At 58.8% G+C, this 25366-nt stretch carries 23 protein-coding genes and 3 pseudogenes; 13 read left to right on the top strand and 13 right to left on the bottom strand.

Annotated features, from left to right (window positions below; all coding sequences use genetic code 11):
* Positions 1-149: 149 nt before the first annotated feature.
* From BOO69_RS20000 to BOO69_RS19990, 3 genes are all read right to left on the bottom strand, one after another.
* On the bottom strand, positions 150-662 hold the full coding sequence (locus BOO69_RS20000) for a L,D-transpeptidase family protein (protein WP_035367119.1): 513 nt from the start codon (positions 660-662) through the stop codon (positions 150-152).
* Between the two features lie 182 nt (positions 663-844).
* A complete protein-coding gene (locus BOO69_RS19995) occupies positions 845-1132 on the bottom strand; it encodes a TFIIB-type zinc ribbon-containing protein (protein ID WP_071974146.1) in 288 nt (95 codons plus the stop codon).
* Positions 1133-1166: 34 nt separating this feature from the next.
* Positions 1167-3521, bottom strand: a complete 2355-nt coding sequence (locus BOO69_RS19990; RefSeq protein WP_071974145.1) for a heavy metal translocating P-type ATPase — start codon at positions 3519-3521, stop codon at positions 1167-1169.
* A gap of 182 nt (positions 3522-3703) precedes the next feature.
* Between BOO69_RS19990 and BOO69_RS19985 the strand changes: the two genes are divergently transcribed.
* Complete coding sequence (locus BOO69_RS19985; RefSeq protein ID WP_071974144.1) at positions 3704-3988, top strand: hypothetical protein; 285 nt, start codon at positions 3704-3706, stop codon at positions 3986-3988.
* Positions 3989-4013: 25 nt separating this feature from the next.
* Here the strand turns inward: BOO69_RS19985 and BOO69_RS19980 are convergent, their stop codons facing one another.
* Positions 4014-4679 (bottom strand): L,D-transpeptidase, encoded by a 666-nt coding sequence (locus BOO69_RS19980; protein WP_026155629.1) that lies wholly within the window; start codon positions 4677-4679, stop codon positions 4014-4016.
* A 248-nt stretch (positions 4680-4927) separates the two neighbouring features.
* Between BOO69_RS19980 and BOO69_RS23475 the strand changes: the two are divergent.
* Positions 4928-5329 (top strand): annotated as a pseudogene (locus tag BOO69_RS23475) (transposase); the annotation flags it as partial.
* 122 nt (positions 5330-5451) lie between these two features.
* On the opposite strand, the gene mntR reads toward BOO69_RS23475, so the two are convergent.
* On the bottom strand, positions 5452-5904 hold the full coding sequence (gene mntR, locus BOO69_RS19975) for a manganese-binding transcriptional regulator MntR (protein WP_009815500.1): 453 nt from the start codon (positions 5902-5904) through the stop codon (positions 5452-5454).
* Positions 5905-6229: 325 nt separating this feature from the next.
* Between mntR and BOO69_RS19970 the strand changes: the two genes are divergently transcribed.
* Entirely contained in the window at positions 6230-7228 is a 999-nt protein-coding gene (locus BOO69_RS19970) for a multicopper oxidase domain-containing protein (protein WP_009815501.1), read from the top strand.
* Positions 7225-8406, top strand: coding sequence for a ZIP family metal transporter (locus BOO69_RS19965; protein ID WP_071974143.1), 1182 nt, complete (start codon positions 7225-7227; stop codon positions 8404-8406). The genes BOO69_RS19970 and BOO69_RS19965 overlap by 4 nt, the downstream gene beginning before the upstream one ends.
* Before the next feature lie 336 nt (positions 8407-8742).
* On the opposite strand, the pseudogene BOO69_RS19960 reads toward BOO69_RS19965, so the two are convergent.
* Positions 8743-9021: pseudogene (locus BOO69_RS19960) on the bottom strand (hypothetical protein); the annotation flags it as partial.
* 27 nt (positions 9022-9048) lie between these two features.
* Here BOO69_RS19960 and BOO69_RS23725 point away from each other — a divergent pair.
* Positions 9049-9408 carry a hypothetical protein gene (locus tag BOO69_RS23725; RefSeq protein WP_237267628.1) on the top strand — a complete coding sequence of 120 codons (360 nt, stop codon included), beginning with the start codon at positions 9049-9051 and terminating at the stop codon, positions 9406-9408.
* Between the two features lie 128 nt (positions 9409-9536).
* On the opposite strand, the gene BOO69_RS19950 is transcribed toward BOO69_RS23725, so the two are convergent.
* The 5 genes and pseudogenes from BOO69_RS19950 to BOO69_RS19920 all read right to left on the bottom strand — a co-directional run bounded on the left by BOO69_RS19950 (position 9537) and on the right by BOO69_RS19920 (position 14080).
* The gene (locus tag BOO69_RS19950; RefSeq protein WP_265736971.1) at positions 9537-10271 is read right to left on the bottom strand and encodes a DsbA family protein; all 735 of its coding nucleotides are present in this window, start codon (positions 10269-10271) and stop codon (positions 9537-9539) included.
* 12 nt (positions 10272-10283) lie between these two features.
* Positions 10284-10475, bottom strand: a pseudogene (locus tag BOO69_RS19945) (L,D-transpeptidase); the annotation flags it as partial.
* Positions 10476-10534: 59 nt separating this feature from the next.
* Positions 10535-11661, bottom strand: a protein-coding gene (locus BOO69_RS19940) for an IS3 family transposase (RefSeq protein ID WP_369924169.1) whose coding sequence is annotated in 2 segments (ribosomal slippage) — positions 10535-11415 and positions 11415-11661 — 1128 coding nt in all. Because the reading frame shifts where the segments join, the coding sequence is not laid out codon by codon here.
* 542 nt (positions 11662-12203) lie between these two features.
* Entirely contained in the window at positions 12204-12794 is a 591-nt protein-coding gene (locus BOO69_RS19925) for a L,D-transpeptidase (RefSeq protein WP_071974141.1), read from the bottom strand.
* A gap of 215 nt (positions 12795-13009) precedes the next feature.
* On the bottom strand, positions 13010-14080 hold the full coding sequence (locus BOO69_RS19920) for a hypothetical protein (protein ID WP_071974140.1): 1071 nt from the start codon (positions 14078-14080) through the stop codon (positions 13010-13012).
* Positions 14081-14306: 226 nt separating this feature from the next.
* On the opposite strand from BOO69_RS19920, the gene BOO69_RS19915 reads away from it, so the two are divergent.
* From BOO69_RS19915 to repC, 4 genes are all read left to right on the top strand, one after another.
* Positions 14307-15215, top strand: a complete 909-nt coding sequence (locus tag BOO69_RS19915; RefSeq protein ID WP_071974139.1) for a recombinase family protein — start codon at positions 14307-14309, stop codon at positions 15213-15215.
* 341 nt (positions 15216-15556) lie between these two features.
* Positions 15557-16756 carry a plasmid partitioning protein RepA gene (repA, locus tag BOO69_RS19910; protein ID WP_071974138.1) on the top strand — a complete coding sequence of 400 codons (1200 nt, stop codon included), beginning with the start codon at positions 15557-15559 and terminating at the stop codon, positions 16754-16756.
* On the top strand, positions 16756-17724 hold the full coding sequence (gene repB / locus BOO69_RS19905) for a plasmid partitioning protein RepB (protein WP_237267627.1): 969 nt from the start codon (positions 16756-16758) through the stop codon (positions 17722-17724). The genes repA and repB overlap by 1 nt, the downstream gene beginning before the upstream one ends.
* Before the next feature lie 238 nt (positions 17725-17962).
* Entirely contained in the window at positions 17963-19018 is a 1056-nt protein-coding gene (repC, locus tag BOO69_RS19900) for a plasmid replication protein RepC (RefSeq protein WP_071974136.1), read from the top strand.
* Between the two features lie 212 nt (positions 19019-19230).
* Here repC and BOO69_RS19895 read toward each other — a convergent pair whose 3' ends face one another.
* Entirely contained in the window at positions 19231-20433 is a 1203-nt protein-coding gene (locus BOO69_RS19895; protein ID WP_071974135.1) for a Fic family protein, read from the bottom strand.
* Between the two features lie 277 nt (positions 20434-20710).
* Between BOO69_RS19895 and BOO69_RS19890 the strand changes: the two genes are divergently transcribed.
* Entirely contained in the window at positions 20711-21196 is a 486-nt protein-coding gene (locus tag BOO69_RS19890) for a hypothetical protein (protein WP_071974134.1), read from the top strand.
* 39 nt (positions 21197-21235) lie between these two features.
* Entirely contained in the window at positions 21236-22174 is a 939-nt protein-coding gene (locus tag BOO69_RS19885) for an ArdC family protein (RefSeq protein WP_071974133.1), read from the top strand.
* 196 nt (positions 22175-22370) lie between these two features.
* Here BOO69_RS19885 and BOO69_RS19880 read toward each other — a convergent pair whose 3' ends face one another.
* The gene (locus BOO69_RS19880) at positions 22371-23255 is read right to left on the bottom strand and encodes a LysR family transcriptional regulator (RefSeq protein ID WP_071974132.1); all 885 of its coding nucleotides are present in this window, start codon (positions 23253-23255) and stop codon (positions 22371-22373) included.
* 92 nt (positions 23256-23347) lie between these two features.
* On the opposite strand from BOO69_RS19880, the gene BOO69_RS19875 reads away from it, so the two are divergent.
* Positions 23348-24685: a DHA2 family efflux MFS transporter permease subunit gene (locus BOO69_RS19875; protein WP_083545776.1), complete on the top strand. Its 1338-nt coding sequence runs from the start codon at positions 23348-23350 to the stop codon at positions 24683-24685.
* Between the two features lie 192 nt (positions 24686-24877).
* Positions 24878-25267: a DUF3768 domain-containing protein gene (locus BOO69_RS19870; protein WP_071974131.1), complete on the top strand. Its 390-nt coding sequence runs from the start codon at positions 24878-24880 to the stop codon at positions 25265-25267.
* Positions 25268-25366 lie beyond the last annotated feature (99 nt).

Here is a 25366-nt window from a genome sequence, read left to right as displayed (position 1 = left end):
GGACACATATTGTAGTGTCCTTACGCGTACCGGGTGCTTGCGCTGGCCCACGGCGGCAAGTGTCACTTTGGCCGTGATCGCCATCGAAGCGATCAACGTGGCCCTGTGCCGACGATTTGCCTGATCTGACGGAAGATCATCTCCTCCCATCAGGCGTAGATGTCGATCGGTGTTCCGTCTTTCACCATTGCATAGATGTCCTCGATCTGCCGATCTGTGACCGCGATGCAGCCAGCTGTCCAGTCGCGGACGTCCGTTGGGTCGATGCCTGGGCGTGGACCACCATGGATAAAGATGTCGCCGCCAGGGGAAAGGCCCTGCGCTTCAGCAAAGGCGATGTCGGCCTCATTCGGATAGGAGATGCCAACCGAAAGATGATACGTACTGTCGGGGTTGCGCTTATCGACTACGTAAGCGCCCTCAGGGGTCCGGCCGTCTCCCTCGAATTGCTTGTGACCCTCAGGAGCGAAACCCAGCCCGACCGGATAGGTTTGCAATACGCGATCGGCTCCGTCCAGAACAAGCAAACGCTGCCCCTTGTAAAGCCGAACACGGGTCACTTCGGGTCCGCCATAGCTGCGGAACTTGCTGGCACAGCCAGACAAAAACGCTGCCAACCCGCCCAACAGGACGGCGCGGCGGGGAAATCGGATGGTTTTCACTGCTCGACGCCTCTTTCGTGAGGTCTGATATGGACATTACGTTACCTTGCAAATGCTGCGTGATCAATGTCCGTGGGCAAGCGCGGCCTTTGCCATCTCTGGACCAACCTGCTCACCGCTGAATGCCTTGCGGGCCTACCGCAGCGCCTTGAGGGCGACCGGCAGGGAGACCACGGCAAGCCTTAATCGAACAACTCGTGAAGCCAGGATTTGCGGCGATAGCCGTGCTTGCGGTCGCCGCCGCCGTGCTTTCCGCGCCGGTAGCCGCGATCATCGTCGTAGCCGCGCGGCTCAGGCACCCGCTGAGGCGCCACATCGGGTGCCGAACGCTCGATGATCTTGTCCAGTTCACCCCGGTCGAGCCAGACACCCCGGCAATCGGGACAGAAGTCGATCTCGATCCCCTGGCGGTCGGTCATGCTCAAGGGCACCTCGCAAACCGGACACATCATCCTGCCCTTCACGCTCATGTCTCGTCTCGGCTCCTTTCCGGGTTCTCCCAGTTCAATGACCATGTGCCAGCGCCCCTTTGGCCAAGCCTTCGCCAACCTGTTCACCGCCAGACGGCGGCGCCTTGGCCTCTTGGCTGTTCAGCAGGCGCAGGGCGTTGGCCACCACCAGCAATGACACTCCTACATCGGCTGCAATAGCGCCCCACATCGATGCCACTCCGAAAGCGGTAGCGACAACGAAAACGCCCTTGGTCGCCAAGGAAATACCGATGTTCTGATGGATAATCGACATTGTCCGGCGCGAATGACCGATCAGCCAAGGCACCTTCCCGAGGTCGTCTGTCATCAGGGCAATATCCGCCGTCTCGATTGCCGCGTCCGAACCAACGGCACCCATTGCGATGGCGTAATGCGCGCGCGCCATGGCCGGGGCGTCGTTGACCCCGTCGCCGATCATGGCCACCATGTCATGCGTTTCGACCAGTTCTTCGATAGCTGTCACCTTGTCTTCGGGCAGAAGCTCGGCACGGACCTCGTCGATGCCGACCTCGGCTGCAACAGCGCGCGCTGTCCGCTCGTTGTCGCCCGTCAGCATGACGATGGTCTTCACGCCCTGCGCGTGGAGCTGTGCCACAATGCCCTTGGCATCGGGGCGGATACGGTCGCGCAATTCCAGGATGCCGGTGACGCCGGTGTCGTCGCCCACGGCAACAAGGGTGCTGCCAGCCCCTTCGATGCGGTCGCGCAAATCCTTCGGAATGGCGTCGCCGAAACCCTTCTCCTCGGCAAACCGGTCCGACCCCAGCCAGATCGACCGGCCGTCTGTGCGTCCTTCAAGTCCCCTGCCCGGAACGGTTCGGGTATCTTCCGCGGCGAATACCTTGATGCCGTCGGCTTCTGCCCGCGCAAGAATGGCGCGCGCCAAGGGATGTGAGGAACGTGCCTCCAGCCCAGCGGCGAGGGTCATCAGATCTTGCGCCGATGCTTTGCCCAGCGGATGCACCGCCGCCACCTCGGGCTCGCCCATGGTGATCGTGCCGGTCTTGTCCATGGCCAGTGCAGTGGTCTTGCCCGGTGCCTCAACATATGCACCTCCCTTGATCAGCACTCCGGCCCGCGCTGAGGCGGTGAGTGCGGCGACGATGGAGACCGGTGTCGAGATGACCAGAGCACACGGGCAGGCGATCACCAGCAGCACGAGTGCATTGTAGAACCAATAATCCCAGGCCCCACCGAAAATGAGCGGCGGCAGCAGGGCAATTGCAATGGCGAGAGCCATGACGATAGGCGTATAGATGCGGGCGAATTTCGCCACCCACTGCTCCACCGGCGCGCGGCGGGCATGGGCGTCGCCGACCATGCGGATAATCTTGGCCAACACGGTGTCCGAGGCGGCCTTCGTGGCGCGCACCGTCAGTGTGCCTTCGCCGTTGATCGTACCGGCATAGACTTCGTCGCCCCGTTCCTTTGGGACCAGCGCACTCTCTCCGGTGATTGGCGCCTGATCGACGGCCCCTGCCCCATCGACAACCTCACCATCCAATGGGATGCGGTCTCCGCCGCGCACGACGAAACGTGCGTTGATAGCAACCGCGGAAGCCGGTACGTCCGCTTCCGAACCGTCATCATAAAGAATTCTTGCCGTCGGCGGCGCCAGGTCCAGCAGAGCTGAAACCGCATTCCTCGCACGCCCGACGCTCCAGCTTTCGAGGAAAAGCGAGAGCGAGAAGAAGAACGCAACCGTCGCCGCCTCGAAAAATTCGCCGAGGCCAATTGCACCCGCGACTGCGACGACCATGAGCAGGTTCATGTCGGGCGACAGCCGCCGTGCGGACGACCATGCCTTGGGCGCCACGAGCCAAACACCGAACAGGATCGCAACCGCGAATAACCCTGCCTCGACCAGTGGCATCGGCGCTTCGCCGTGCCCTGCGAAGAGGCCAAGTGCCCCCCCCATGCCGGTCTCGATGATGTGCCACAGAAATCCCGCGGCCCAGAAGCCACCACTGAGCGCCGTAAACAGCCGCTGGCGTGCAAGATGGGCCGCCTGGTCGACCGACGCGTTTTCGGCATCCCAGGGCTTGGCGGTCATGCCGGTGCTTGCGACCAGTTCTGCAATTTCGCCGTCCGATACACTCTTGGCGCTGTCGAGGATAGTCATCCGTCCATTGATCACGTCGAACGCAAGATGTTCGGCCCCGCCGATCTTCGGGCCGACCACCTTGTTCAGGATTGCTACCTCCTCGGCGCAATCGAGGCCGGACACCTGAAAACTGCGCCCGCCCGCTGGCGCGGGGGTCGCCGGAACGATGTCGCCGCACGTTCCGGCGCTCCCGCAGCAGCTGCCGCCGCTTGTCTGGGCATCTTCGGCGTGATCGTGGTCGTGACGATGGGTGTCGGACGGCATGAATGGACCTCTGGATTCGGGTGCTTTACCATGACATAGCCCCTACAGTGGCTAGAGCTTCAAGAGCAAAATACGGTGGTATTTCAGATTGTTTTATTGCTAGAGGATGCGGTGACTGGCTCTATCACGCCTTGAGGCATGAACAGCCGCTGCAAAGAAAAACAGTCACGAAAGGAAACTTAATGCGGGTTTTGATTCTGAAGCAAAAAATGATGGTTGCAGTGGCGCTGTCGCTCACGGCCGGGTGCGCAGTCCAGCCGACTGGACCGGGCGACGCGGCAAAACAGGGGGGCAACGTTCCCGAAGCCGTGATTGCAATGGCTGCCCCGGATCAGGATGTTGCAACTGCGCGCTTGGTACCGGAAGACGGGTGCTACTGGTACAAACACAGCGGCCCCGTAGAAACAACCTTGCTGCCGCTGCGCACGGCGAACGGCAATCGTATCTGCACCCCTCGCGAAACTTAATTGCGTTTGCCGTCCGCTGCTTGGCTTAGCTGCGGGCAGTCACGCTGTCCTCCGCCGAGTAAAGATAGGCCGTAGAGCCGGTCTCGACGTTCGGGTAAAGATCATTGATATGAGCCATGACCATCCGTACGCAGCCCGAACTTGCGCGGCCACCGATACTCCGTGGGCTCGGAGTGCCATGGATGCGCAAAAGGGTATCGCGATCCCCGACGTAGAGATACAGCGCCCTCGATCCAAGCGCGTTTTCCGGTCCCGGTTCCATGCCATCGGCAATGTCAGCATAAAGTTCGGGGTCGCGATTGATCATGCTCTGTGTCGGTTGCCAGTGCGGCCACCTGACCTTGCGCTTGATGGTATAGACACCCGGCTCGTAGAGGTTCCCCCGCGCGATGGCCACGCCGTAGCGCATCGCGGTTCCACCCTCTTCAATGTGGTAAAGATATCGTGCGACCGCGTCGACATGGATATCTCCCGGCACGAGACCGGCCTTCGCGACCACACGTTGCGGTAGGAACCGCGGGTGCAATCCCCATGGGTTGGAAGTCTCGGCAACATAACCCTGAGGCGTCACCTGTGCGTCCCATTCAGCCTTCTGAGCCTCGGTGGGCCAAGTGTCGGCAAAAGCCATACCGGGACCGGTCACCGAAAAAAGCGCCGTTGTTGTCTGAATGAAGTGTCGTCTTGTCAGCATTTTGTACCCTTTCGGTTCCCGCCGGCGATTGATGGCAAGAACGGTATGTGTTCTCATTGAATAGATAGGACTTCTAGTGGCTAGAGGTTCAAGGGCAAATTTTCGTGAGCAAACATGCGATCCTGGCAGTTTCCAGTTTGCTTGGGAGGAGAAAACTGCTCGCACGATACCTGGTCCGAAGTTGCGCAGCGACACTTCATGAAATCGCAGATTGTCTGGAAATTTAGGCACAGCGGCTTCGATATCGCGACCATGAGATCGGGAGCGTCACGGCACACGGAACTTACGCCACTCGCAAATGCTACGATGCCATCTCTGGCTCCGGCTCTCATTCCGTTATTTCGCCCCGTTAGAACGCAAAGCTTGGATGGAGATCATAGCTGTAGCGGCGGCTCGTAATTAGGCCATACGGGCATCGCAGTATCTGGGCTGCGCGCTCTGGCGACAATGGAGCGGATATCCCCGCCGAAGCCGAGACGAGACGAGACGAGACGAGACGAGACGAGACGAAGATGCAATGTGTGAAACTGCTTGGCCAGCCGCTCATCGCGTCGGACTTTGGCCGCCATGGTGCGAAGCTTCAGTTCCGCTTAGCAGTCGTCAACAGCTACACCGCCCTTGGCATCCCCGTCACAGAAGCTTTGGAATAAGTCCGTCCGGAGAATGGTTAACACCGCCTATCAGCCTATTTGTAGAACATTGCCTCGAGGACCCCTCGATTGGTAGGTTAAAGTCTAAGGTCAACCCGCTTACTTCAACGGCAACCACCCGACTATGACCGCTGGGAAAACGCCGCGAACAGCGCAAGCGTCCGTTCGCTGACATGGTGTTCGATGCCTTCGGCATCGCGTTCAGCCGTCTCGGGGTCGAGCCCGAGGCTCAGGAGAAACCGCAAGACGATCTCGTGGCGATGTCTGCATTCCTTGGCGAGCGCCCGGCCTTCCTCGGTCAGGAAGACCGAGCGGTATTTCGCGCGAGTGATCAGGCCGTCCCGCGCCAGACGGCCAAGCGTCTTGGCGACTGTTGGCGCGGTCACGCCCATGCGTGTCGCAATATCGACCGGCCGGGCCTCGCCGTTCTCGTGGATGAGTTCGGCGATCAGTTCGACATAATCTTCCGCCACTTCACTGCGCCGCGCTTCGCGCACACCGATGAAGGCCTCGGCGCGGGATTCGACCGCACGTGCCTCTGCCTCGGTTGAATCAAGGTTCTCATCATCCGTCATGTCGTCACCCTCGCACGATCGGGATTGACTCGTAAAGCCTAAGCGATGATTATTAGCCGAAGCTAACTTTTTGCGCCGGGACTTGGCCTGCGTGTCATCTGAGGGGACATCGTCCATGCCTGTCGATACCAGCAAACGAGGGCGCGATGTGTCGTCCGCCGTGGAGACATCTCGGCCCACAGCGCCACCTGCGATGGTCACGGAGCCAGTATCGGCGTCGCGACGCGCGTTGTTGGTCGGCGGTCTGGTGGCTGCCGGCGGAGCGGCCGTGGCCGCGAGCCGCGCGCAATCCCAGGCAACGCCCGACCCGATGGCGGGGCATGCTATGCCCGGCGGGGCGGTCGATCCGTATTCGGCCCATGACAGTGGCATGGCGCATGGCAACATGACGATGGTCGGCCAGGTCGACCACGCCCGGAACGGGTTCGACCCGACGGCCATGCTGACCGACTGGGAGACCGGTCGCACCGAAGTCCTGCCGGATGGGCGCACGTTGCGAACGTTCGAGGTGGACGCCATCGACGTGGAGATCGAGATCGCTCCCGGCGTTTTCTTTCCCGCCTGGACGTTCAACGGCCGCGTGCCAGGCCCCGCCCTGCGAGCGAAGGAGGGCGAACGACTGAGGATCGTCTTTCGCAACCTCGGGTCACACCCGCATTCCATGCATTTTCACGGCATTCACTCGGCGCGGATGGACGGCGTTCAAGGCGCCGGGCTGATCGATCCGGGCGAGGAGTTCGTTTACGAATTCGATGCCAAGCCCTTCGGCTGCCACCTCTACCATTGCCATGCCCTGCCACTGAAACGGCACATGCACAAGGGCATGTACGGCCTTTTCGTGGTCGATCCGGATCCGGCGCGCCACCCCGAATTTGCGGCCGTTGCGGCGTCGCGTGTGCTGGGCAGCCCGGAAAACGCCGAATGGCAGGAACTGGCGATGGTGATGAACGGCTTTGACACCAATTTCGATGGTGAGAACGAGGTCTATGCCGTAAACACGGTCGGCCAAGCTTACATGAACGCGCCGATCCGGATCGACAAGTCGCGCCCGGTACGTATCTACCTCATGAATGCGACCGAGTTCGATCCGATCAACTCGTTCCACCTGCATGGGAATTTCTTCGACTATTACGACACCGGCACCCAGCTCACGCCGACCCTGCGCACGGTCGATGTGATCATGCAGTGTCAGGCGCAGCGCGGCATCCTCGAGTTCAGCTTCGCCGATCACGAGGACGGGATGTATATGTTCCATGCGCACCAGGCCGAGTTCACCGAACTTGGCTGGATGGGCTTTTTCGACGTGCGGGAGGCCGGAGCATGACCGATCATATCCAACGCAGCCGCCCGCCAATGACCCGTCTGCTTCTCGCCCTCGTGCCGCTGGCCGTCATGCTGGGCGCCTTTGTCTGGATCGCCTCGCTCGATCCCTTGCGCGGCTTCAACAACGGCGCCCCCCCGGTCGAAGCGCTGACCGTCGAACGGACGATCCTCGATGGGTCGGGGATATCGCTCAGGGCGCGCGCCGGCGGATCGGAGCCGATGGTGGTCGCGCAGGTCGCAGTCGACGATGCCTACTGGACCTTCACGCAGGAACCGGCGGGGCCGATTGCCCGAGGCGACGCGGTCTGGCTGCGTATTCCCTATCCGTGGGTTATTGGCGAGGCCCACCATGTCAACCTGCTGACCAACACGGGCGCGACCTTCGGGCATGAGATAGTGGTGGCGGTTCCGACTCCAAAGGCGTCCGCGTCGCAGTTGCGTCTTCAGGCAGTGATCGGGGCGATCGTCGGCCTTTTGCCGGTGGCGCTTGGCCTGATGTTCTACCCGGCGATGAAGGGCGTCGGGCGAAGCGGGATGAACTTTCTGCTTGCGCTGACGGTCGGGTTGCTGGCCTTCTTGCTGATCGACACGATCTCCGAGGCGCTGGAGTTGTCCAACCGGGCAGCCGCGATATTCCAGGGTTCCGCCATGGTCTGGTTGGCAGCGCTGGCAAGTTTTCTGTTGCTGATGGCGATCGGGCGCTGGCGCGGCAATCCGGAAGGTATTGCGCTGGCGTTCTACATCGCGCTTGGCATCGGGCTGCACAACTTCGGCGAAGGGCTGGCAATCGGCGGCGCATTCGCTGCCGGGTCGGCCGGGCTTGGCACTTTCCTCGTCCTAGGCTTTGCCTTGCACAATGTCACCGAGGGCATCGGCATCGCCGCCCCGATGCTTCGTGCCCGGCCAACGCTTTGGACGTTTGCCGCCCTTACCCTGCTCGCCGGTGGCCCGGCCATCCTCGGAATGTGGGCGGGCAGCCTTGCCTATGCGCCGCAATGGTCGGCACTGGCACTCGCCGTCGGAGCGGGTGCGATCCTGCAAGTCATGGTCGAGGTCAGCGCCTATCTTGTACGTCAAAACGCCGACAGGCAGGCGGCGCTGATGGCACCAGCCGTACTGGTCGGGTTTCTGGGCGGCATCGCCTTCATGTACGCGACGGCGGCATTGATCAAGATCTGAGCGGTGATCGGCTGTTTCGGCCTTATGGGGCGGTCGCCCAGCTCTATAAACTGACCCCGTCTGTCCACGGGGAGATCGCAATTTCCGTGCCCCAGTTTGTGCGCCCAAGAGACTTATTCTTTCGTGATTTCGAAATGAAGAATTTGAGGCTAGAGGGACTAGAGGATCCACCTAGATATCACAGATAGGTGAAAACACTGCAAATCCATCTGACCACTATTGCTGAGCCGCCGTCGAAATCGACTGTCTGATATTTTTGTTCTGTCACGATTCTGGGCCTCCGTTGAACTATCAACAGATGCTACACACCAAAACGAGTGCTTCTTTAGAGGTGTTTCATGGCATCGCCCGCCACATGCGGAAACATTCCTTTCCGGTCACCTCGCAGATTAGACCTTGTGCTTCCATCCAAGCAAGGTTGCGCTGGACGGCGCCCCGGCTGGCACCGGTCAGGGTCTCGGCCATTGGAGCGGAGACGACGGGCCATTCGGTCAGCACCGCGCGCAATGCTGGTGGTGTCTTGCCAGAAAGCGGGGCCATCATGGTTTCCGCCCGCGCTGACCATGCCTGGATATCGTCGAGGTGCCGCATCGCGGTCAGGCATGCTATTTCCATATCGGCGTTGCGACGTCAATCGCCAGCGTGACCCAAGGCCGCCCAATTGGTGCCAGTTCTTTTGAGATATACCTGAACAAGCGGACGCAAAACGGCCGCCCCGCGCGCTTCCTCATCACCATCGGCAACAGAGTCGTCGCCATCATTCTCCATCGATATCTGCCGCACAAGTCTGTGAACTCTGTCTCAGGATTAAGGGCAAGAATATCGGAGCAAAAAGCAAAATCTCATATTCAGGGGCAAAGGACAGCCGTTGATCTTGTTGGATTTCTCATCTCACAGTTAGGGCTACGCGACACCAGATTTACGTGCGTCTCAGAGGCACCCAATACCGCGCTCAAAGCCTTTTCCACACGGCCAACACAAGATGAACAACTCATCTTTTAAGTGCCGTACGTGAATGATTTTTCGTTTTCGATATTGAGACCTCTTGCTCCGGACAACTTCAGAGATAGAGGGTCCAGCAGGCGGAAGGTCAAGGACTTTAAGGTCCGATTTCACAATCGTCGTCCGTTTCACTCGGGGACGAGGGCTGCAATCTTTTCAAGAAAGGTGCCGCGCTCGATCACACCGGGGATTATTTCATCACCCAATACGAACGTCGGCGTTCCAGTTATACCCAAAGCTTCTGCCAGACGCAGAGAGCCAGCAATGTGATCGTTCACTAGGTCTGATTGCATGTCTGTTTTCAAAACTTCGAGATCGAGCCCCACATCGCCTGCAACTTTCATAACGCTTGCTTCAACGGCTTGCCCGTTCAATGCCATCATTGCCTCGTGAAACTGCTGATATTTACCTTGGTTTCTCGCGGCAAGTGACGCGCGCGCCGCAATTTCGGAACCGGGCCCTAGGATCGGAAATTCACGATAAATAATGCGGACATCCTTGCTTGTCTCCAGCACGGCTTTGACTTCAGGTGCTGCGCGGCGGCAATATCCACAGTTATAGTCAAAAAATTCGACTAGCGTGACGCTACCATCCAGATTTCCGAAGATGGGAGCGTTCTGTTCGAAGTCGTCGCGCAATTCAGTTAAAGCTGTAGACTGCGCTTCAGCAAGTGCTGCATTTTCACGTTCTTGTAGGATTGAGAGCGCTTCGATCAAAATTTCGGGTTTTTCCAAGATCGCTTCAAGCGCCAGACGCTTAATATCTGCCTCATTGATTTCTTGTGCGGCCACAGTAGTGAAAGAAAATACAGTGAAGACTGTTGCAAGAACAATTTTTGAAAGGTCGCGTCGCGCTGATAACATCTTAAATACTTCCTAGAAAGTTGCGGGGTACAGGATCACACGCGTGTCCAGCGGAACCATATCATGCAACTGGACAATCTGATCGTTCACCAATCTGGCGCATCCGTTTGAAACGGCACTGCCAATAGTGCTTGGGTCATTTGTGCCATGCACACGTAAAAAGGTATCCCCGCGTCCCGGTTGAAAAGGGTAGAGGGCCCGTGAAGTGGTCCCATCTTTTCGGACAGGTTTGCAGCGTTTCTAAGGTGTATCGGGTTTAGGTTTCATGCTGCGTGTCGCTCTTCCAAGCCTGCCCAATATGCGTCGTCCGGCGTCTGCCGATCAAGCGCGGAATGGGGTCGGCTGGTGTTATAGAATGCCATCCAGCCCTTGATGACACGACGGGCCCGGAAGCCTTCATTGATTTCTTCGAGATAGATGGCCTCCTGCTTCAGGGATCGCCAGAGGCGTTCGATGAAGATGTTGTCGAGGTAACGCCCGCGCCCGTCCATCGAGATGCGCACGCCCGCCTCGGTCAGCGTCGTGATCCAGGCCGATCCGGTGAACTGCGATCCCTGATCTGTGTTCATGATCTCAGGCGGGCCGTACCTGGCGATGGCCTCGCTCAGTGCTTCGACGCAGAAGTCGGCGTGCATCGTGTTCGACAACCGCCAGCTCAGCACCTTGCGCGTCGCCCAGTCCATGATTGCCACCAGATAGAGGAAGCCATTTCTGACTGGCACAAAGGTGATATCGGCGCACCAGACCTGGTTCGGTCGGTCAATCACCATCTTCCTCAGCAGATACGGGAAGACCGGGTGCTGAGGATGCGGCTGGCTGGTTCGTGGGCGCTTGTAGACCGCTTCAAGACCCATCTTCGCCATCAATCGCCTGACGCGATGGCGGCCAACAACAATGCCTTCCCGGCGCAGATAGGCCGCGATCTGGCGCGACCCGAAGAATGGGTATTTGGTGAACACCCGGTCGATCTCTTTCATCATCGACAGCGTGTCGGCGTCGATCCCGGCGGGCGTGTAGTAGAACGCCGACCGGCTCAGGCTCACCAGCTTGCACTGCTGGCTGATGCTCAGCTTGGGGTGATCCCGGTTGATCATCGCGCGTTTCTTTCCAGGGCTCATCGCTTCAGCCCTTCCGACAAAAAATCGTTCTCGACCGCCAGCCTCCCGATCTTGGCGTGAAGTTCCTTTACTTCCGCCTCGGTCGGGCCGCTCTGCTTGCCACCCGAGAACACATCGGCCATGCCCTCGATGGCCTGCCGCTTCCATGTGCTGACCTGATTTGGGTGCAACTGATGCTTCGCCGCGATCTCCTGCACGGTCTTGTCGCCACGCAGCGCTTCCAACGCCACCTTGGCCTTAAACTGATCTGTAAAGTTCCGGCGCTTTGCCATGTTCGTATCCCTTCAAAGGTTCGGGAAACACCTTAGCTGACTGTCCGGTTTCCTGGGACCACTTCACCGCGCACCTAGAGGGTTGCTCAGACCGCCAGGCATTCCATTCCGAAACGGTCCATACTTTTTCGGTTCACGACGCAACATGCCCGGGGTCGGTGTCCAGCTGGGCCACTCCTTCTTTGCCCCCACATAGAATTCGCCTGCCTCGTAAAGGCCCGGGCGACCGATCCCGACAGCGTAGCGAATTGCAGTGTTATCGGGTTGGGTCCAGAACAGGGCAAACTGGCTTGGAACAACATGCATTTCGTATGGAGCGGAGCCCTCTGGAATGCTCACTACTTGAGGTAAATACTCCGGCGGTAAATCATACTTTGGCAGCACTACATGGGCTGAAACTGGCTGACTGGCCAAAGTGCCAACAGCCCCGGCGGCAAGGAGGAATTTTCTTCGATTCATGAAGCTGTGGCTTTCGAACGGTGAACGTTGAATGAACGCCGGTACACGAGAAAAGACTTTAACAAGTCATGCTAGGTGCGCGATCAGAACAATTTCACTTGTGTTCCTACCTCAGCCAAAGCGAACAGTTCTTTGATATGTTCGTTGTAAAGGCCGATGCATCCGTTCGACGATTGGCGGCCAATTTTCCGCGTATCGCCCGTTCCGTGGACGCGGTAATATTGCCATGAAAGGTAGAGGGCGTGTGTACCCAAGGGGTTGTCTGGACCGGGTGGAAAATAGTCTGGCCAATCCGGATTGCGGATCTTCATCGAAGGCGTGGGGCGCCAGCTTGGTCCTTCCACTTTCTTGATAACGCTAGTGTATCCGCGTTTTGTCAGTTCTTCGGATTCCGGAACGCTCGACGGATACAGCTTATAAACACTTTCATCCTCTGACCAATATTGCACCGCTCGGGAATCAATGTCGCACAGGATTGCACCGTGGTTTAGATTATCGAAGTGATCCCGCCAGTTTGAGGTGCTGAAGGATGAAATATTGCGGCGCACTGATGGCGTAGCAAGTAGTGCTGTGGTTTGCGCTGTTGCAACGCCTGCTCCTAGGAACACCCCACTTGCGGCCGCACCGAGCAGCGCTCCGCGACGTGAGATAGATGAGTCTTTAATTAGCTTCATGATCAATCCTTCGGTCGTGCCTCTTTCGCCTGGTTACAACCTTCACCCACTGGAGCTTCAAGCGATCAATTGTCACAAAAACGTGAGACGAATGGCTAACGAACGCTTTGGGCTGGAAAAGCCTTGTCGCATTCGAACGGAAAGTGGCTTAAACGATCATCTGGGGCGGCACTAAAGCGTGCCAGGTCAAGCCGGTGTCAGCCTCGACAAATGACCTATATTAGGTCAGCTTTCCACATGCGATACCTCCCGTGCCCCGTCACCTCGCGGATCAAACCGCTTGCCTCCATCCATGCGAGATTGCGCTGAACGGCGGCGCGGCTGGCTCCGGTCATGGCCTCAGCCATCGGGGCGGAGACCAAGGGCCATTCCGTGAAAACCTTTCGCAAGGCAACCGGCGTGCGGCCAGATAATTGCGCCATGACGTTTTCTGCCCGCCCGATCCACACTTCAATATCATCAAGTGTTCGCATCGCCGTTAGAATTGCGCTGTTCATCCCATCCAACCAGCGGGCCAAACGCTCGGGTGGCAAGCCCGAAACGCGCAGCCCCCCGGCCCCGGCCATAGCGAGCGGCGCGAAGATGGCACCGCTTCCATCGCTGGTCGCGATCCTGGACGCGGTGACGGCAGCTTCGATCTGGTCGCCGTGGCGTCCGAGGCCCGCCAAGCTCCACAGGTGATACCCCATGCACGCCCGCGTGATCGGGTGGAGACCCTTTGCGGCTGCCATGACGTCCAGCCACCCACCCGCGCGATCCTCGAAACGCTCAGCGCTGTCTTCAATGTTCTCGGGATCGCGGCGATCCAGGAAGGCGGCCAAGTCAGCTTTCGGTCCAGGACCGCCTGTTAGGCGCCGAACAGCCCATCCAACTCTTGCCAGTGCATTTGGGTCATCCTGTGCACCTGACAGCCGCATCGATATCCAGAGCGCCAGACGATCAGAACTCACCCGATCCCCTGCGAACCAGCTGAGATCCGCTGCCTCGATAAGAGCGAGGCGATGCCGCCAGCCTTCCGGGCCACGCAGCAGCCGGTCATCCAGAGCTCCCAGGCGTCCAGCCACTCTTGCCAGTCGCGCAGCGTGAACGCCTTCTGCTTTTGCCCAGTCTTCGACGACAGCAGTGTCGGGCGGTTCCGCCCGTGGCCCTGGAGGCAAATCATCCGGTTCTTCTTCAAGTGACCTAGGTAGAAACCAGAGATCGTCTTCGTGAGCCTCTTCATCCTCCTCGATGGTGATAAGGGGGTCGTCGTAATCATCAGTCAAAGAAGAGGCTTGCGTCATCATGTATGCAAAATACTGATTTTTTGCACATTGCCCAGGCGTTTTTGTGGCCGCTGCCTGCGCCTTTTATATAGTACGCGCGCGCGACTGCAGGTGAAACCTCTCAGATCGCTTTCAGCGCAAGGAAACCAAAGGTTTTTGGACGAGCACGACGAGAGAGCACCTACTTGCATTTGTTTACAAACGGTCGTTTAATAGCGATGTATGAAACTGCAAAAAGACTGTTTTGGTGCCCCTGATAGGTTACGCTCGGGTCTCGACCGAGGATCAGACCCCCCTGCCCCAGTCGCAGGCCCTGAAATCCGCGGGCTGCGCCGAGATCCATGAAGAACAAGCCTCGGGCGGCAATCGTGCGCGGCCGGTGCTGGCGCGGGTGCTGGAACGCGTATCCAAGGGCGACACGCTGGTGGTCGTGCGGATTGACCGCCTCGCGCGATCCCTGTCGCATCTGCTGGAGGTGATCGAGCGGCTGGAGGCCAAGGGTGCGTTCTTTCGTTCCATTCAGGACCCGATCGACACTGGATCCCCCCAGGGCAAGTTCACGTTGCAGGTCTTGGGCGCTGCGGCCGAGTTCGAGCGTGCCCTGATCCGGGAACGCACCAAGGCCGGCCTTGCCAGCGCACGCACAAAGGGCCGCGTGGGCGGGAACCCTGGGCTGCGGGCCAAAGACCCTGCCGCTCTTCGCAAGGTGCGGCTCGCGCGGCAAGACGGCTACATGGAGCGGCTGAACGAGACGGCTCAAGACTGGGTGCCCCAAGTGCGCCGGTTGCGCCCCGACTTGGCCTGGGAAGACGTTGTGCGCATCATCAACGGCCCCCTGCCCGAGGCGCGTCGCTGGACCCAAAGCCGTCTCTTGCGCGCTGTGAAGGCCTATGTCCGCGACGGCTTCCTGCCTGCCGAGGTGCTGGCCCGCGCCGGGCGCCGCGAAACCGACGACCGCCTGCCCGCAATTATTGCTGGCATCAAGGGCGCAGATCCCGACATCACGCTTCAAGCGATCTGTGAACGGCTGGAATCTATGCGCGAACGCACGCCTCGTGGCCGAACAAGATGGCAGCCGTCTTCGGTGAAAATGCTGTTGGAGCGGGCGGAACGACTAGGCCTCATGCCGTACGAATCGAGCCAAGATCAGATGTAGCTTCTGACCCGAATCCAAAAAATTTCACCGGGAGAAAACTCCGCAGGAGGCAGAAAGTGCCATTAGTTGCTTGGGGTTAGCTGCTAATGTGCCAACTCAACAGAGTAGCGGCTCGATTCGGTTAGATCTGCATTTAATATATCTATATCAATGACTTGCTGAGTTTTTTATACGACAACACCTATAGGTGTTGTGGATAACTTTCACACTACATTTAGATTCTTCTTGCCGGACTCACTGGATCGTGGCATTCCCATTCTGACGGCAAAACGCGTCAGACACGCTGTACACCGTCAGAATGACTAAGAGCCTCAACAGAGGCCGAGAGTGGGCGGCAGGACATGGATGATCGTAACATTGGGTACACGCAAGGCATAGGCTCTTCCGATATCGGAGCATTTGCCGACAATCTGGCTGAGTCTTTGGATCGCCAGATGAAGATCGCTTTCGAACCCGAAGAACGAAAGTCCCTACGCCGCTTCAGTTCCACCGAAGTCGCCGGCCTCCTGCGCGTAAGCACATCTAACCTGCGCAACCGGCACAAGGACGGCAGCTTCCCGGAAGTGCATACAGACAACCGCGGACACCGGTTCTACACAGCCCAAGAGATTGATGAGTTGCGCGATGTTCTTGGACGCACTGGAAAGAACGCAGAAAGCTACCGCCCAGGTCGACGTGATGGCGATCGTCTCCAGGTGATATCCGTCGTCAACTTCAAAGGCGGTTCATCAAAGACTACTGCAACGATTCACCTTGCGCAAAGGTATGCCTTGCGGGGTTACCGCGTGCTGGTCCTAGACCTCGATCCGCAAGCAAGTTTGACCACGTTTTTCGGCTTTCGGCCCGAGCTTGAGTTCGCCGATGGTGGCACAATCTATGATGCTTTGAGATATGAGGACCAAGTTCCTCTCTCGAACGTCATCCAAAAGACCTACTTCCATAAGCTCGACATGGTGCCCGCCGGTTTGATGCTCTCCGAGTACGAAACCGAGACCGCAAACGCTCTCGCCCGTCGCGTACAACCCATCTTTGCAGAGCGCCTCGCCTTGGCGCTTGAAGAGGTTGAGGCAAACTACGACATCGTCCTGATTGACTGCCCGCCTCAGCTTGGGTTTCTAACCCTGACTGCGCTGGCAGCCTCGACGGGGCTTGTGGTTACCGTGGTACCTGGCATGCTTGACATCGCATCCATGAGCCAATTCCTGAAGCTTGCTTCAGAAACGGTCAAGGCGGTGGAGGAAGCCATCGGTCGGCGTGTCACATGGGATTTTGTCAAGTTCCTGATTACCAGATATGAACCGTCGGACGGTCCGCAGACCCAAATGGCAGGCTACCTGAGATCAATTCTGGCAGGTCAGGTCATGACAGAGCCGATGCTGAAGTCTACGGCGATCTCCGACGCGGGGATGACCCAGCAGACCGTCTACGAAGTCGATCCAAGCCAATTCATCAGAAAGACAATTGATCGCGCCCTGACCAGCGTGAATGGCGTTGGCGATGAGCTAGAGCAGACGATCCAAATGGCATGGGGGCGTCGCTAATGGCCCGAAACATCTTCAACCAGCCTCCAAGGAATGAGACGGAGAGCGGAGCCCCCTCCCCTACCCCGCCAAAAGCGGCAAAGCTGCCGGGATCTGTTGGAGGACTGCGCGACTCTTTGCGCGAGATCACAGCAAACTCGATTCGCGATATCGAACCCGATCAGATTGACATGGATGGGCTGCGCGATCGGTTGGTGCTGGAAGATTCCAGTATCGATGAGTTGGCCGAGAGCATTCGCAAGCATGGCCAACAAGTGCCCATCATGGTCCGTCCATCAGCCCAACCGGACAGATACCGCATCATCTACGGCCGCCGCAGGCTTGCGGCGATCCGTAAGGTCGGTGGAACGGTCAAGGCAATTGTTCGAACCTTGGACGATGACGCATCTCTGGTCGCTCAAGGCCAGGAGAACAACCTCAGGCTTGATCCGTCTTTTATAGAAAAGTCTATTTTTATCAAAGAGATGCAAGAATCCGGGTACAAACCCGGTGTCATTCAAGATGCTCTAGGTCTGACCCGGCAAGGCGTATCCAACCACAGGGTCGTCATAGAACAACTGCCAGACGGTCTTGTTCAACTCATCGGGCCAGCACATGGGATCGGACGACGGCAGTGGGGTGAGCTAGCTGCCTTATCGGTGAAGGTAGATTTGGTGGACATCGCCAAAGAGGCGCTCGCCGCCCTGCCCGACGACACTCCTAGTTCCGAAAAGTTCCAAGCGGTCTATTCGGCTTGCTCGAGCAAAGCACGTAGCGACAAGAAGCCGCCCACTCGTGGGCTGACTTCGGTCATCAATGATGAGAACGGCAGTTCATTGGGCACGCTGACAATCGATGAGAAGGCGATCGCTCTCAAGGTCACCAAGAAGGACAATCCAGAATTCGGCCAATGGCTCGAAGAACACGCTGAAGCTACGCTTTTGCAACTCTTCATACAGTGGCGGAATAAGAGAGGCTCTGGGTCCTAACCCAGGCCACATAGAGCAACACGAGCAGAGGAGAAAAGCGAAGACCCGAAAGAAAAGAGCCCCCCAAAGTTTCCCCTGGAGAGCCCTCATCATCTGATTAGCATCTTTGATGTAGCAACCTCCAGCATACCGGTCAAGAGTCACCGATTCGGTGGACTGATATTTTTTTCCTTTTTCCGCGAAAATTCGAGGAAAGAGACGGGGAAGTTGTGGGCCGAACGGTCGTCGTGAACAAGCCATGGCATTTACAAAACTCTCGATCGAAGCCGCAGGTGCTGATGCAACCCGCGGCTCATTTCCCCCATCTGAAACCGACGTCTGGACCATCTTCAGAGCCCTGAGAGATGCACGCAGCGTGTTTGGTCTACGTCCTGGCCACATACAGACACTTCAAGCAATGCTCAGTTTTCTAAAACCTGGCCATGGCGAAACGGTTTTTGCGTCTAACAATTCACTTTGCCAGCGCGTTGGCGGAATCGACGAACGGACACTCCGGAGGCACATCAACCGCTTCGTTGAACTCGGATTCATCAAGCGCAATGACAGCTCGAACCGAAAGCGCTACCGCGTTCGTTCATCCGGCGGGAAGTGCATCAGTTATGGATTGTCTCTCACCCCCCTGCTCCAACGTGCGAGCGAGCTTATAGCCATCGCGCAAGAGATGGAGAATAACCGGCGAGATCGGATATTTGTCCGCAAACAGATCCTTACAAAGCTCGCCCATTTGGAGGAGCACGATCCTAGCAACGCATTCATCAACCACGCACGGAAAGCTCTACGCAGGAAGCTGAGCCTCCCCGAATACCACGCTCTGCTCGCCAATACAGATGCAGAATGCCAGAGTTTGTCTACCCCGGATGACCCGCCTGAAACTATGGAATTGCCCGCCAATGACGGACAAACTGTCCGGCATCAATCTAAGTCTGAAGAAGAAAAAAAAGATTTAGATAGCAACATATGCGATGAGGCCCTGAAACCAGACTTGCTGACCTCAGTCTGCGATCAGGCGACATCGTTCTCCACAGACAGACTTAGAAACTGGTTGGACATTGAAAACCATGCGCGAACACTTGCACCCATGATGGGCATTCACCCAGAAACTTTCGAGAAAGCCAAGAATGCTGTAGGAGCTCAGAAAGCGTCATGCGCGATCTTCATCATGCTACAACTTGGAAAACGCATCCGGGATTTTGGGGCGTATTTTCACAGTATCACCCTGGGTCAAAGGCAAAACCAATTTGATCCATTAGCTTTGATCAAGCGACTGTCCGAAACCAATGAGCGAACTGTCTAATGTCCACCGCGGTGGACTTCGAACGAGAAGCGGCGCTTGTGGCAACCAAAACTGTCCAAACGCACCTAGCGGCGCGTGGTTGTTCTTCAGTTTATCTCAGACCAGCAGATGTCCACCGCGGTGGACAAGTGACACACGAGCAAGCCTTGATGAAAATCTCGCAGGCCATGGACGAAATCGGCGGCCAGACATTAAACCCTAAATACCTAAAGCTATTGTGGGAGGTCACCATCTCCAAAGAGGTTTGGAAAGAGCCGCTCTCGATAATCCAACGGAAACGCCAACCGAACTGGCGTCTTCGGCGAGACGGAAGTCAGGTATCCGGCGGCGGTCAGTTTACTCAGCGTGTTGCGAGCAGTACGCTCGGACGTCTTGAGCACAATCTGCGCATCGCCTCGTTCCAGTGCCCCATGCCGAAGAACCGCCGAGATTAGTTCCGGCGCTCGCTTGTCATCGATGGTATCTGCAACAAGACGACGATACCGTTGGTCCAGTCCGCCGAGATCGAACAATCTTGCTGAGAAGGTGATCTGGTCGAGCGTTACCTTTAGGAACCATTCACTGAACGTCTTCAGTGCCGCTTCTGACAGGTTCCCCCGTCCGTCGCGGTCTCCGCGGCGTGGACTATCGGCCAGATCCATCATCCGTTTGTACTCGCCCCGATCGGTTAGCCCGCGGGCCAGCCCACGTGATACGGACCAGAGCCCTTGGCCACCAATCCCCGCTGTGAGGGCCATGGCATGAGACATCAGTCTGCTGACACGGCCGTTACCATCCGGGAAAGGGTGGATGTAGTTCAGCCGGTGATGTGCAGACGCGATCGCGATGATCCGTCCGCTCGAAGACCGCGCCGCAATCTGAAACCGTTTGTCGAAATGGTCCATGAATGCCGCAACGCGCGACGATGAAGGAGGTAGGTGGCGCCCGACCGCAACTTCCCGATCGTCATCCTGGCGCATGCGTCCCGGAACGATGGGCTCGTGTGTGCCGTCAGAATGCTCGATGACCCGAAACTCATCCGGCATCTCGTCGTAGAAGCTCTTATGGACCCAAGTCAGGAATTCGATAGATGTGGGGCGGGGCAGGGTGCCTTTGCGGTGCATCTCGTCGATGGCCCGTTGAACGATGACGTGGGCCCGGGCCTCAAGGGCGAGAGGGCGGGTTTCTTCCTCAAGCTCTGCACCAGCCAGCGCCCTTTCGATGTCGCGGGGGCGCGTGTTGTGTCCTTCGATCAGGTTGGAGTAGTAGCAGTTCATCACACGGACGAGATCGGCAAGTTCGGCTGCGCTGTCAGGATGCAACCCTTGTCCCAGCCCGGTGGCTTCCCTCTGGATGTCGACCGAAAGGTCTGCCAGTTCTGTAGGAATATGCTCCTCGAAGAAGCAGGGTTCGATCCTGGCGGGTGTTTCCAGCATTTTGCCGATCTTCCGTGTTTGCAAAGTAATTGAAAAATAAACACATTTCGTACTTTCAAGCAAGGTTTTGCCGATATGCGTTGCCGATCCTGGTTGCCGATCTAGAATTGCTGCATGAAATCAATGGCTTCGGCAGATGCGCCGGGCTTTTCGGTTTTGTTGTGTGCCCAAAGGGGCCGGAAAAAGAGAAAGCGTTCTTCGGGTTTTGTGACTGACGGATGAGGGCCTTTGGGGTCCCTCAGATGGGTCCGGGCCGGATTCCGGTCTGTCTTTCCTGATGAAGGGCATTCCCATGCAAACAGGTGTCTTGCGCGTGTTGCGCGCCACCGCTGCCTCGTGGTGGCGACACAAGGAACTACGCCGAGCCGGCCAGACGGGGCAGGCACAACGGCTCGAGCGCGAGACTGTCCTGCGTGACCTCGGCTATCTGAAGCAGGCGGCGTCATTGCCAAACGCGCATGTGATCTGCGGAGAGGGCGGGACATTCATCCATCTTGGTTGGACTACTGTTTCGACTCTCGCGCCGATCGAGCGCTTTCCATTGGCCACTCTTGCGGTCGCACGAGGGACCCCGTTCATCGATATCCGACCCGTCACCGATGTGATTGCCTTCGCGAACCTGCCGCGGGTGACGCGGGACGGATCGGACGCCTCTGAACCCTGGGGCCCTGGAAGTTCCGTCTTGCTGACCACCTACATCGACATCGTCGAAGGGCTCGGCGCGAGGATCGTCAACGATCCGCGGCCCCGTCAGTCAACCTGACCCCCAATCTTCTCACCAACACACGAAAGGACGCCATCCATGGCACGATCCCGTACGCCCAAATTCGATGCCTCCGAGGTCATCACAAACGAAATCATCCGTATCATCGAGCGCGGCGTTCTGCCGTGGCGCAAGCCTTGGACGGCAGGAGGCAGTTCTCGCCCCCTGCGCGTGGGCGGTGAACCCTACCAGGGCGTGAACAACTTCCTGCTGACCATGCGCACCGTGATGGCGGGCCACAGCTCGCCCTTCTGGATGACGCTTCCGCAGGCCAATGCTTTGGATGCAAAGGTTCGCAAGGGCGAGAAGTCCTCTGTCGTTGTCTATTACGGTCAAAGCCGGAAAGACGCCGGCGGCGAGGACGACCGCAGCGATGGCGATGATCGCTCCGAAGAAGCCCGCATCTTCCGCTTCCAGAAATCCTACCGCGTGTTCAATGCCTGCCAGATCGATGGCCTGCCCGACAGTTTCTTCCCCGACCCGGAGCCCGTGCCCGAGCATGCGCCGTCCGAGCCCATCCCGCACATGCAGGCGTTTTTCGATGCCATCGACATCACGACCGTCTTCACGGGAACGGAAGCGTACTACCTGCCGCCCGTGGACAAGGTCTACATGCCGTCCATCACGCGGTTCCAGGACCCGCGCAATTTCTACGGGGTCTGGGCCCATGAGCTGGCCCATGCTACGAAAGCCCCCCATCGACTGAACCGTGATTTCGGTCTCTCGAAGTTCGGCAACACGTCCTATGCGCGCGAGGAGATCGTCGCGGAACTGACCTCGGTGTTCCTGGGACAAACGCTTGGCTTCACCGCGCATACGCTCGAGATGAATGCTGCCTACCTCCACAACTGGTTGCGTGTCCTTCGCTCCGACAAGGGCTCGATCTTCCGGCACGCTGCGGACGCGCAACGTGCTTGCGACTACCTGATTGCCAGATCGGAGGCGGGCAGGGCAGGTCGCAGCGCCGAGGCTGCTTGACTATGCTTTGCAGCGAAGCAGAAAATGGCAGCTGTGAGCCCATAATGACTGATGCTGCAGGATGTACAAACGGCAGCTTCAAATGTTCGGGTGGGAAGGTTGGGTGAGTCCAGCGGCGCGGGTCTCTATCTCAAATATTTGGGGCCTAGAACCCAAGCATCGGCGGTGTAAGCGCCAAATTCGAACTTTTCGAAACCTAAGCCGCTTTGGCTGAGCTAGCCGCCTTGGCAAGCCCAAGAAAGGATGTAACCGCTGGCGTGTTCAGCGCAGTTTTGCTGCACCGGAGCCCGAAATACCGGTGCAAGCCCTCCTTCAGCGGCAGGACCCGCAGCCCACGGCGGTCGGCCGGAAGGGTCGGTTCGGGGACGACAGTCACGCCCAAGCCCTCGCGGACCAGCGCGAAGGCACTCACCCAGTCCCGAACCTCGATCTTGATCTGTTCCAAGGGCGCCCCCAACCGCTCCGCCAGCGAGCCTGCATGAATCGTGCAGCCACCGGTTGCCAGAACGAATGGCTCATCTGCCAGGCGAGTGAGGGCGACGGCCCGCGAGGGCGAGAGGGCGATGGGATGGCTCGAGGGCAGCACCGCGACCCAGTCGTCCTGACCAAGGGGCCAGTCGGTGGCCTCGAAGCTTTCGGCGGTGGTGACACCCAGATCGACGGTTCCGTTCGCAAGCCAGGTCTCGATCTCCGCATCGCTCGCCTCCAGGGCCACGACCTCTATGCCGGGATGAAGGTCCCTGAAGCGCCGCAGAAGCGGCGGCAGGAGCGTGGAGAAGACGGACGGAAAGGCTGCGAGGCGGAGCTTGCCCTGCTCGATCCCGGCCGCCGCATCCGCCTTTCGGCGGATCGCGTCGAGGCCGGCAAGAACCGCTCGCGCCTCGCGGACGACTTCCTCCCCCACCGCGGTGGCGACAGCGCCGCGGCGCCCCCGGGTGAAGAGCTGAACACCGAGGTCTTCCTCCAGCGCGGCTATGGCTTGGCTGACGCCGGATTGAGACAGGCTCAGCCGTTCGGCGGCAAAGGTGAGGCTTCCGGTGTCGGCGATGGCGACCAGCACCTTGATCTGGGAAAGGTTCATGACATCAGCTTAGCTTATACCATATTTCTACATACCTAAGTAGCACTTCACCCCAAGTTATGGAAGGATAGCCGCGACTGCTGGAGCAAAAGATGACAGACCTCAGCACGACCCAGACGCGCAGCTTGCCACCCGCCGTCGCACTAGCAGCGCTTGGCGCAAGCTCGTTTATGATCACGCTCGATGCGACTGCCCTCCATGTCGCGCTGCCGACGATCGCCGAGGATCTCGGGGCGAGCCTGACGGCGCTCCAATGGATCGCCAACGCCTACACGCTGGTCTTCGCCGGCCTCCTGCTGTCCTCCGGAGCGCTCTCGGACCGGATGGGCGCGCGGACGGTGTTTCTCTGGGCCCTGATGTTCTTCGTCGGCGCCTCCGCGCTCTGCGGCCTCGCGCCGAGCACCGAGGTCCTGATCGCAGCCCGCGCCATCCAGGGTATCGGGGCGGCGGCGATCTTGCCAAGCTCGATGGCGCTCCTTGTTGACGCATTTCCCGATCCGAAAGCACGCGCCCGCGCGCTCGGCAGCTGGAGCGCAATTTCGGCCATCGCCTTGGTTGCGGGTCCTCTACTCGGAGGCTTCCTCGCAGGCACGCTGGGCTGGCGGGCGATCTTCCTGCTGAACCTGCCGGTGGGGCTTCTGGCCCTGGCGGCCGCGGCGGCCTCTGTAGGGCGGCCTGAGCGTCAGGACCGCGCGCTCGATCCGATTGGCCAAGTCCTCGGGATCGTCGCGCTGGCGACGCTGGTGTTTGCGGCTACGGAAGGCCGCGAGCTCGGATGGACCTCTGGCATCGTGATCGGAGCTTTGGCCATTGGTGTTGCCGCGGCTTTCGGGTTTGTTGTCGCCGAGCGACGCCATGACAACCCGATGTTGCCGCCCGCGCTCTTCCGCTCGCGCGCTTTCACTGGGGCTATCCTGGGTGCATTCCTCTACAACTTCGCCTACTATGGAGCGCTGTTCGCACTTTCCTTTGTCTTGCAGACGGACGGTGCAGTGCCGGTCGAGGTCGGCCTCAAGTTCGCACCAATGACGGCGACCACGGCTATCGTCGCCTTTGCACTCGGTCGGATCGTTGCCCGGTTCGGGCCTGAACGGCCGGCCGTCGTCACACTGACTGCCGGTGCTCTTGGCACCGCAGTACTCATGTTCGGCGGCTTGGCGGCGGCGCCATTCTTGGTTGGCTCACTGCTCATAGGCGTCGGCGGAGCCACCCTGCCGGCGATTGTATCGGCCACTCTTGAGAACGTCCCTTCCGGGCGCACCGGTGTCGGTTCCGCTGTGTTGAATACGTCCCGACAAGCCGGTGGTGCCTTCGGTGTGGCTGTTCTTGGCTCCCTGATCGGAGCGGCTTCAACGAATGCAGCTCTGTTGGCGCTGCTCGGTAGCTTCCTGCTCGGTGCTCTAGCGATCCTGTGGGGCAAGAGGGGATAAGGCTTGGCGCACGTTCATGGGTCACTGACGACGAAGCGGACACATGCGCACTTATAGCGAAAGCTCACTTTGTCCGCTGAGCGGACTTTCGGAACTGTTTGGTTCGGGCAGGTTTGGACGGGGTCTTCTGCCAAGCGGAAAAGAAAAAGCTGGCTTTGGGAAGGGTGTTTCAACTTCTCAAAGGAGTCCCCCATGACCATGACCGTTCAACCCCAGCAAGACCGGCCAGATCCGAGTGTGATCGCGGCGCAGAACGACGCGTTTCGCAAGCTCGCGTGCCTTGGAGTGCCGCCCGCGCAACCCATCCAGGGCCGCATGCATGTCACCCGCTCGCTTATGGAGGCCGGCGACGGCTTCATGGCCGAGGCGGTCAAGGCAACCGGTGAGTTTGCCACGTTCGAGCCTGAGAATGATCCCGAGGGCTGGCACGATTTCGGGGCGGTCGAGATCCGGGGAGAGACCGTGTTCTGGAAGATCGATCTCTATGAAGCAGACTCGGACTTCCGCTATGGGGCTGAGACCCCGGACAATCCTGCCACCACCATGCGCGTGCTGACCATCATGCTGGCGCGCGACTGGTAGGGCAGGGGACTCCTCACCCTGACATCTCAGACGATGAAGGCCCGCTGACCCCTCAAAGGGAAAGATGCCGTAATGGGGCTGTCGGCGAATCGAACACGT

This window comes from Sulfitobacter alexandrii, assembly GCF_001886735.1.
In the GTDB taxonomy this organism is placed as follows: Bacteria; Pseudomonadota; Alphaproteobacteria; order Rhodobacterales; family Rhodobacteraceae; genus Sulfitobacter; species Sulfitobacter alexandrii.
This window is presented reverse-complemented; position numbering and strand designations above follow the sequence as displayed.

Coding starts and splice junctions, on each gene's coding strand:
- BOO69_RS19875 (WP_083545776.1), top strand. CDS start 23,348: ATGACAGACCTCAGCACGACCCAGACGCGCAGCTTGCCACCCGCCGTC.
- BOO69_RS19925 (WP_071974141.1), bottom strand. CDS start 12,794: ATGAAGCTAATTAAAGACTCATCTATCTCACGTCGCGGAGCGCTGCTC.
- BOO69_RS19980 (WP_026155629.1), bottom strand. CDS start 4,679: ATGCTGACAAGACGACACTTCATTCAGACAACAACGGCGCTTTTTTCG.
- BOO69_RS19920 (WP_071974140.1), bottom strand. CDS start 14,080: ATGATGACGCAAGCCTCTTCTTTGACTGATGATTACGACGACCCCCTT.
- BOO69_RS19970 (WP_009815501.1), top strand. CDS start 6,230: ATGCCCGGCGGGGCGGTCGATCCGTATTCGGCCCATGACAGTGGCATG.
- BOO69_RS19965 (WP_071974143.1), top strand. CDS start 7,225: ATGACCGATCATATCCAACGCAGCCGCCCGCCAATGACCCGTCTGCTT.
- repC (WP_071974136.1), top strand. CDS start 17,963: ATGGCATTTACAAAACTCTCGATCGAAGCCGCAGGTGCTGATGCAACC.
- BOO69_RS19880 (WP_071974132.1), bottom strand. CDS start 23,255: ATGAACCTTTCCCAGATCAAGGTGCTGGTCGCCATCGCCGACACCGGA.
- BOO69_RS19890 (WP_071974134.1), top strand. CDS start 20,711: ATGAAGGGCATTCCCATGCAAACAGGTGTCTTGCGCGTGTTGCGCGCC.
- BOO69_RS19985 (WP_071974144.1), top strand. CDS start 3,704: ATGCGGGTTTTGATTCTGAAGCAAAAAATGATGGTTGCAGTGGCGCTG.
- BOO69_RS19885 (WP_071974133.1), top strand. CDS start 21,236: ATGGCACGATCCCGTACGCCCAAATTCGATGCCTCCGAGGTCATCACA.
- BOO69_RS19895 (WP_071974135.1), bottom strand. CDS start 20,433: ATGCTGGAAACACCCGCCAGGATCGAACCCTGCTTCTTCGAGGAGCAT.
- repA (WP_071974138.1), top strand. CDS start 15,557: ATGGATGATCGTAACATTGGGTACACGCAAGGCATAGGCTCTTCCGAT.
- repB (WP_237267627.1), top strand. CDS start 16,756: ATGGCCCGAAACATCTTCAACCAGCCTCCAAGGAATGAGACGGAGAGC.
- BOO69_RS19995 (WP_071974146.1), bottom strand. CDS start 1,132: ATGAGCGTGAAGGGCAGGATGATGTGTCCGGTTTGCGAGGTGCCCTTG.
- BOO69_RS19990 (WP_071974145.1), bottom strand. CDS start 3,521: ATGCCGTCCGACACCCATCGTCACGACCACGATCACGCCGAAGATGCC.
- mntR (WP_009815500.1), bottom strand. CDS start 5,904: ATGACGGATGATGAGAACCTTGATTCAACCGAGGCAGAGGCACGTGCG.
- BOO69_RS19950 (WP_265736971.1), bottom strand. CDS start 10,271: ATGTTATCAGCGCGACGCGACCTTTCAAAAATTGTTCTTGCAACAGTC.
- BOO69_RS19870 (WP_071974131.1), top strand. CDS start 24,878: ATGACCATGACCGTTCAACCCCAGCAAGACCGGCCAGATCCGAGTGTG.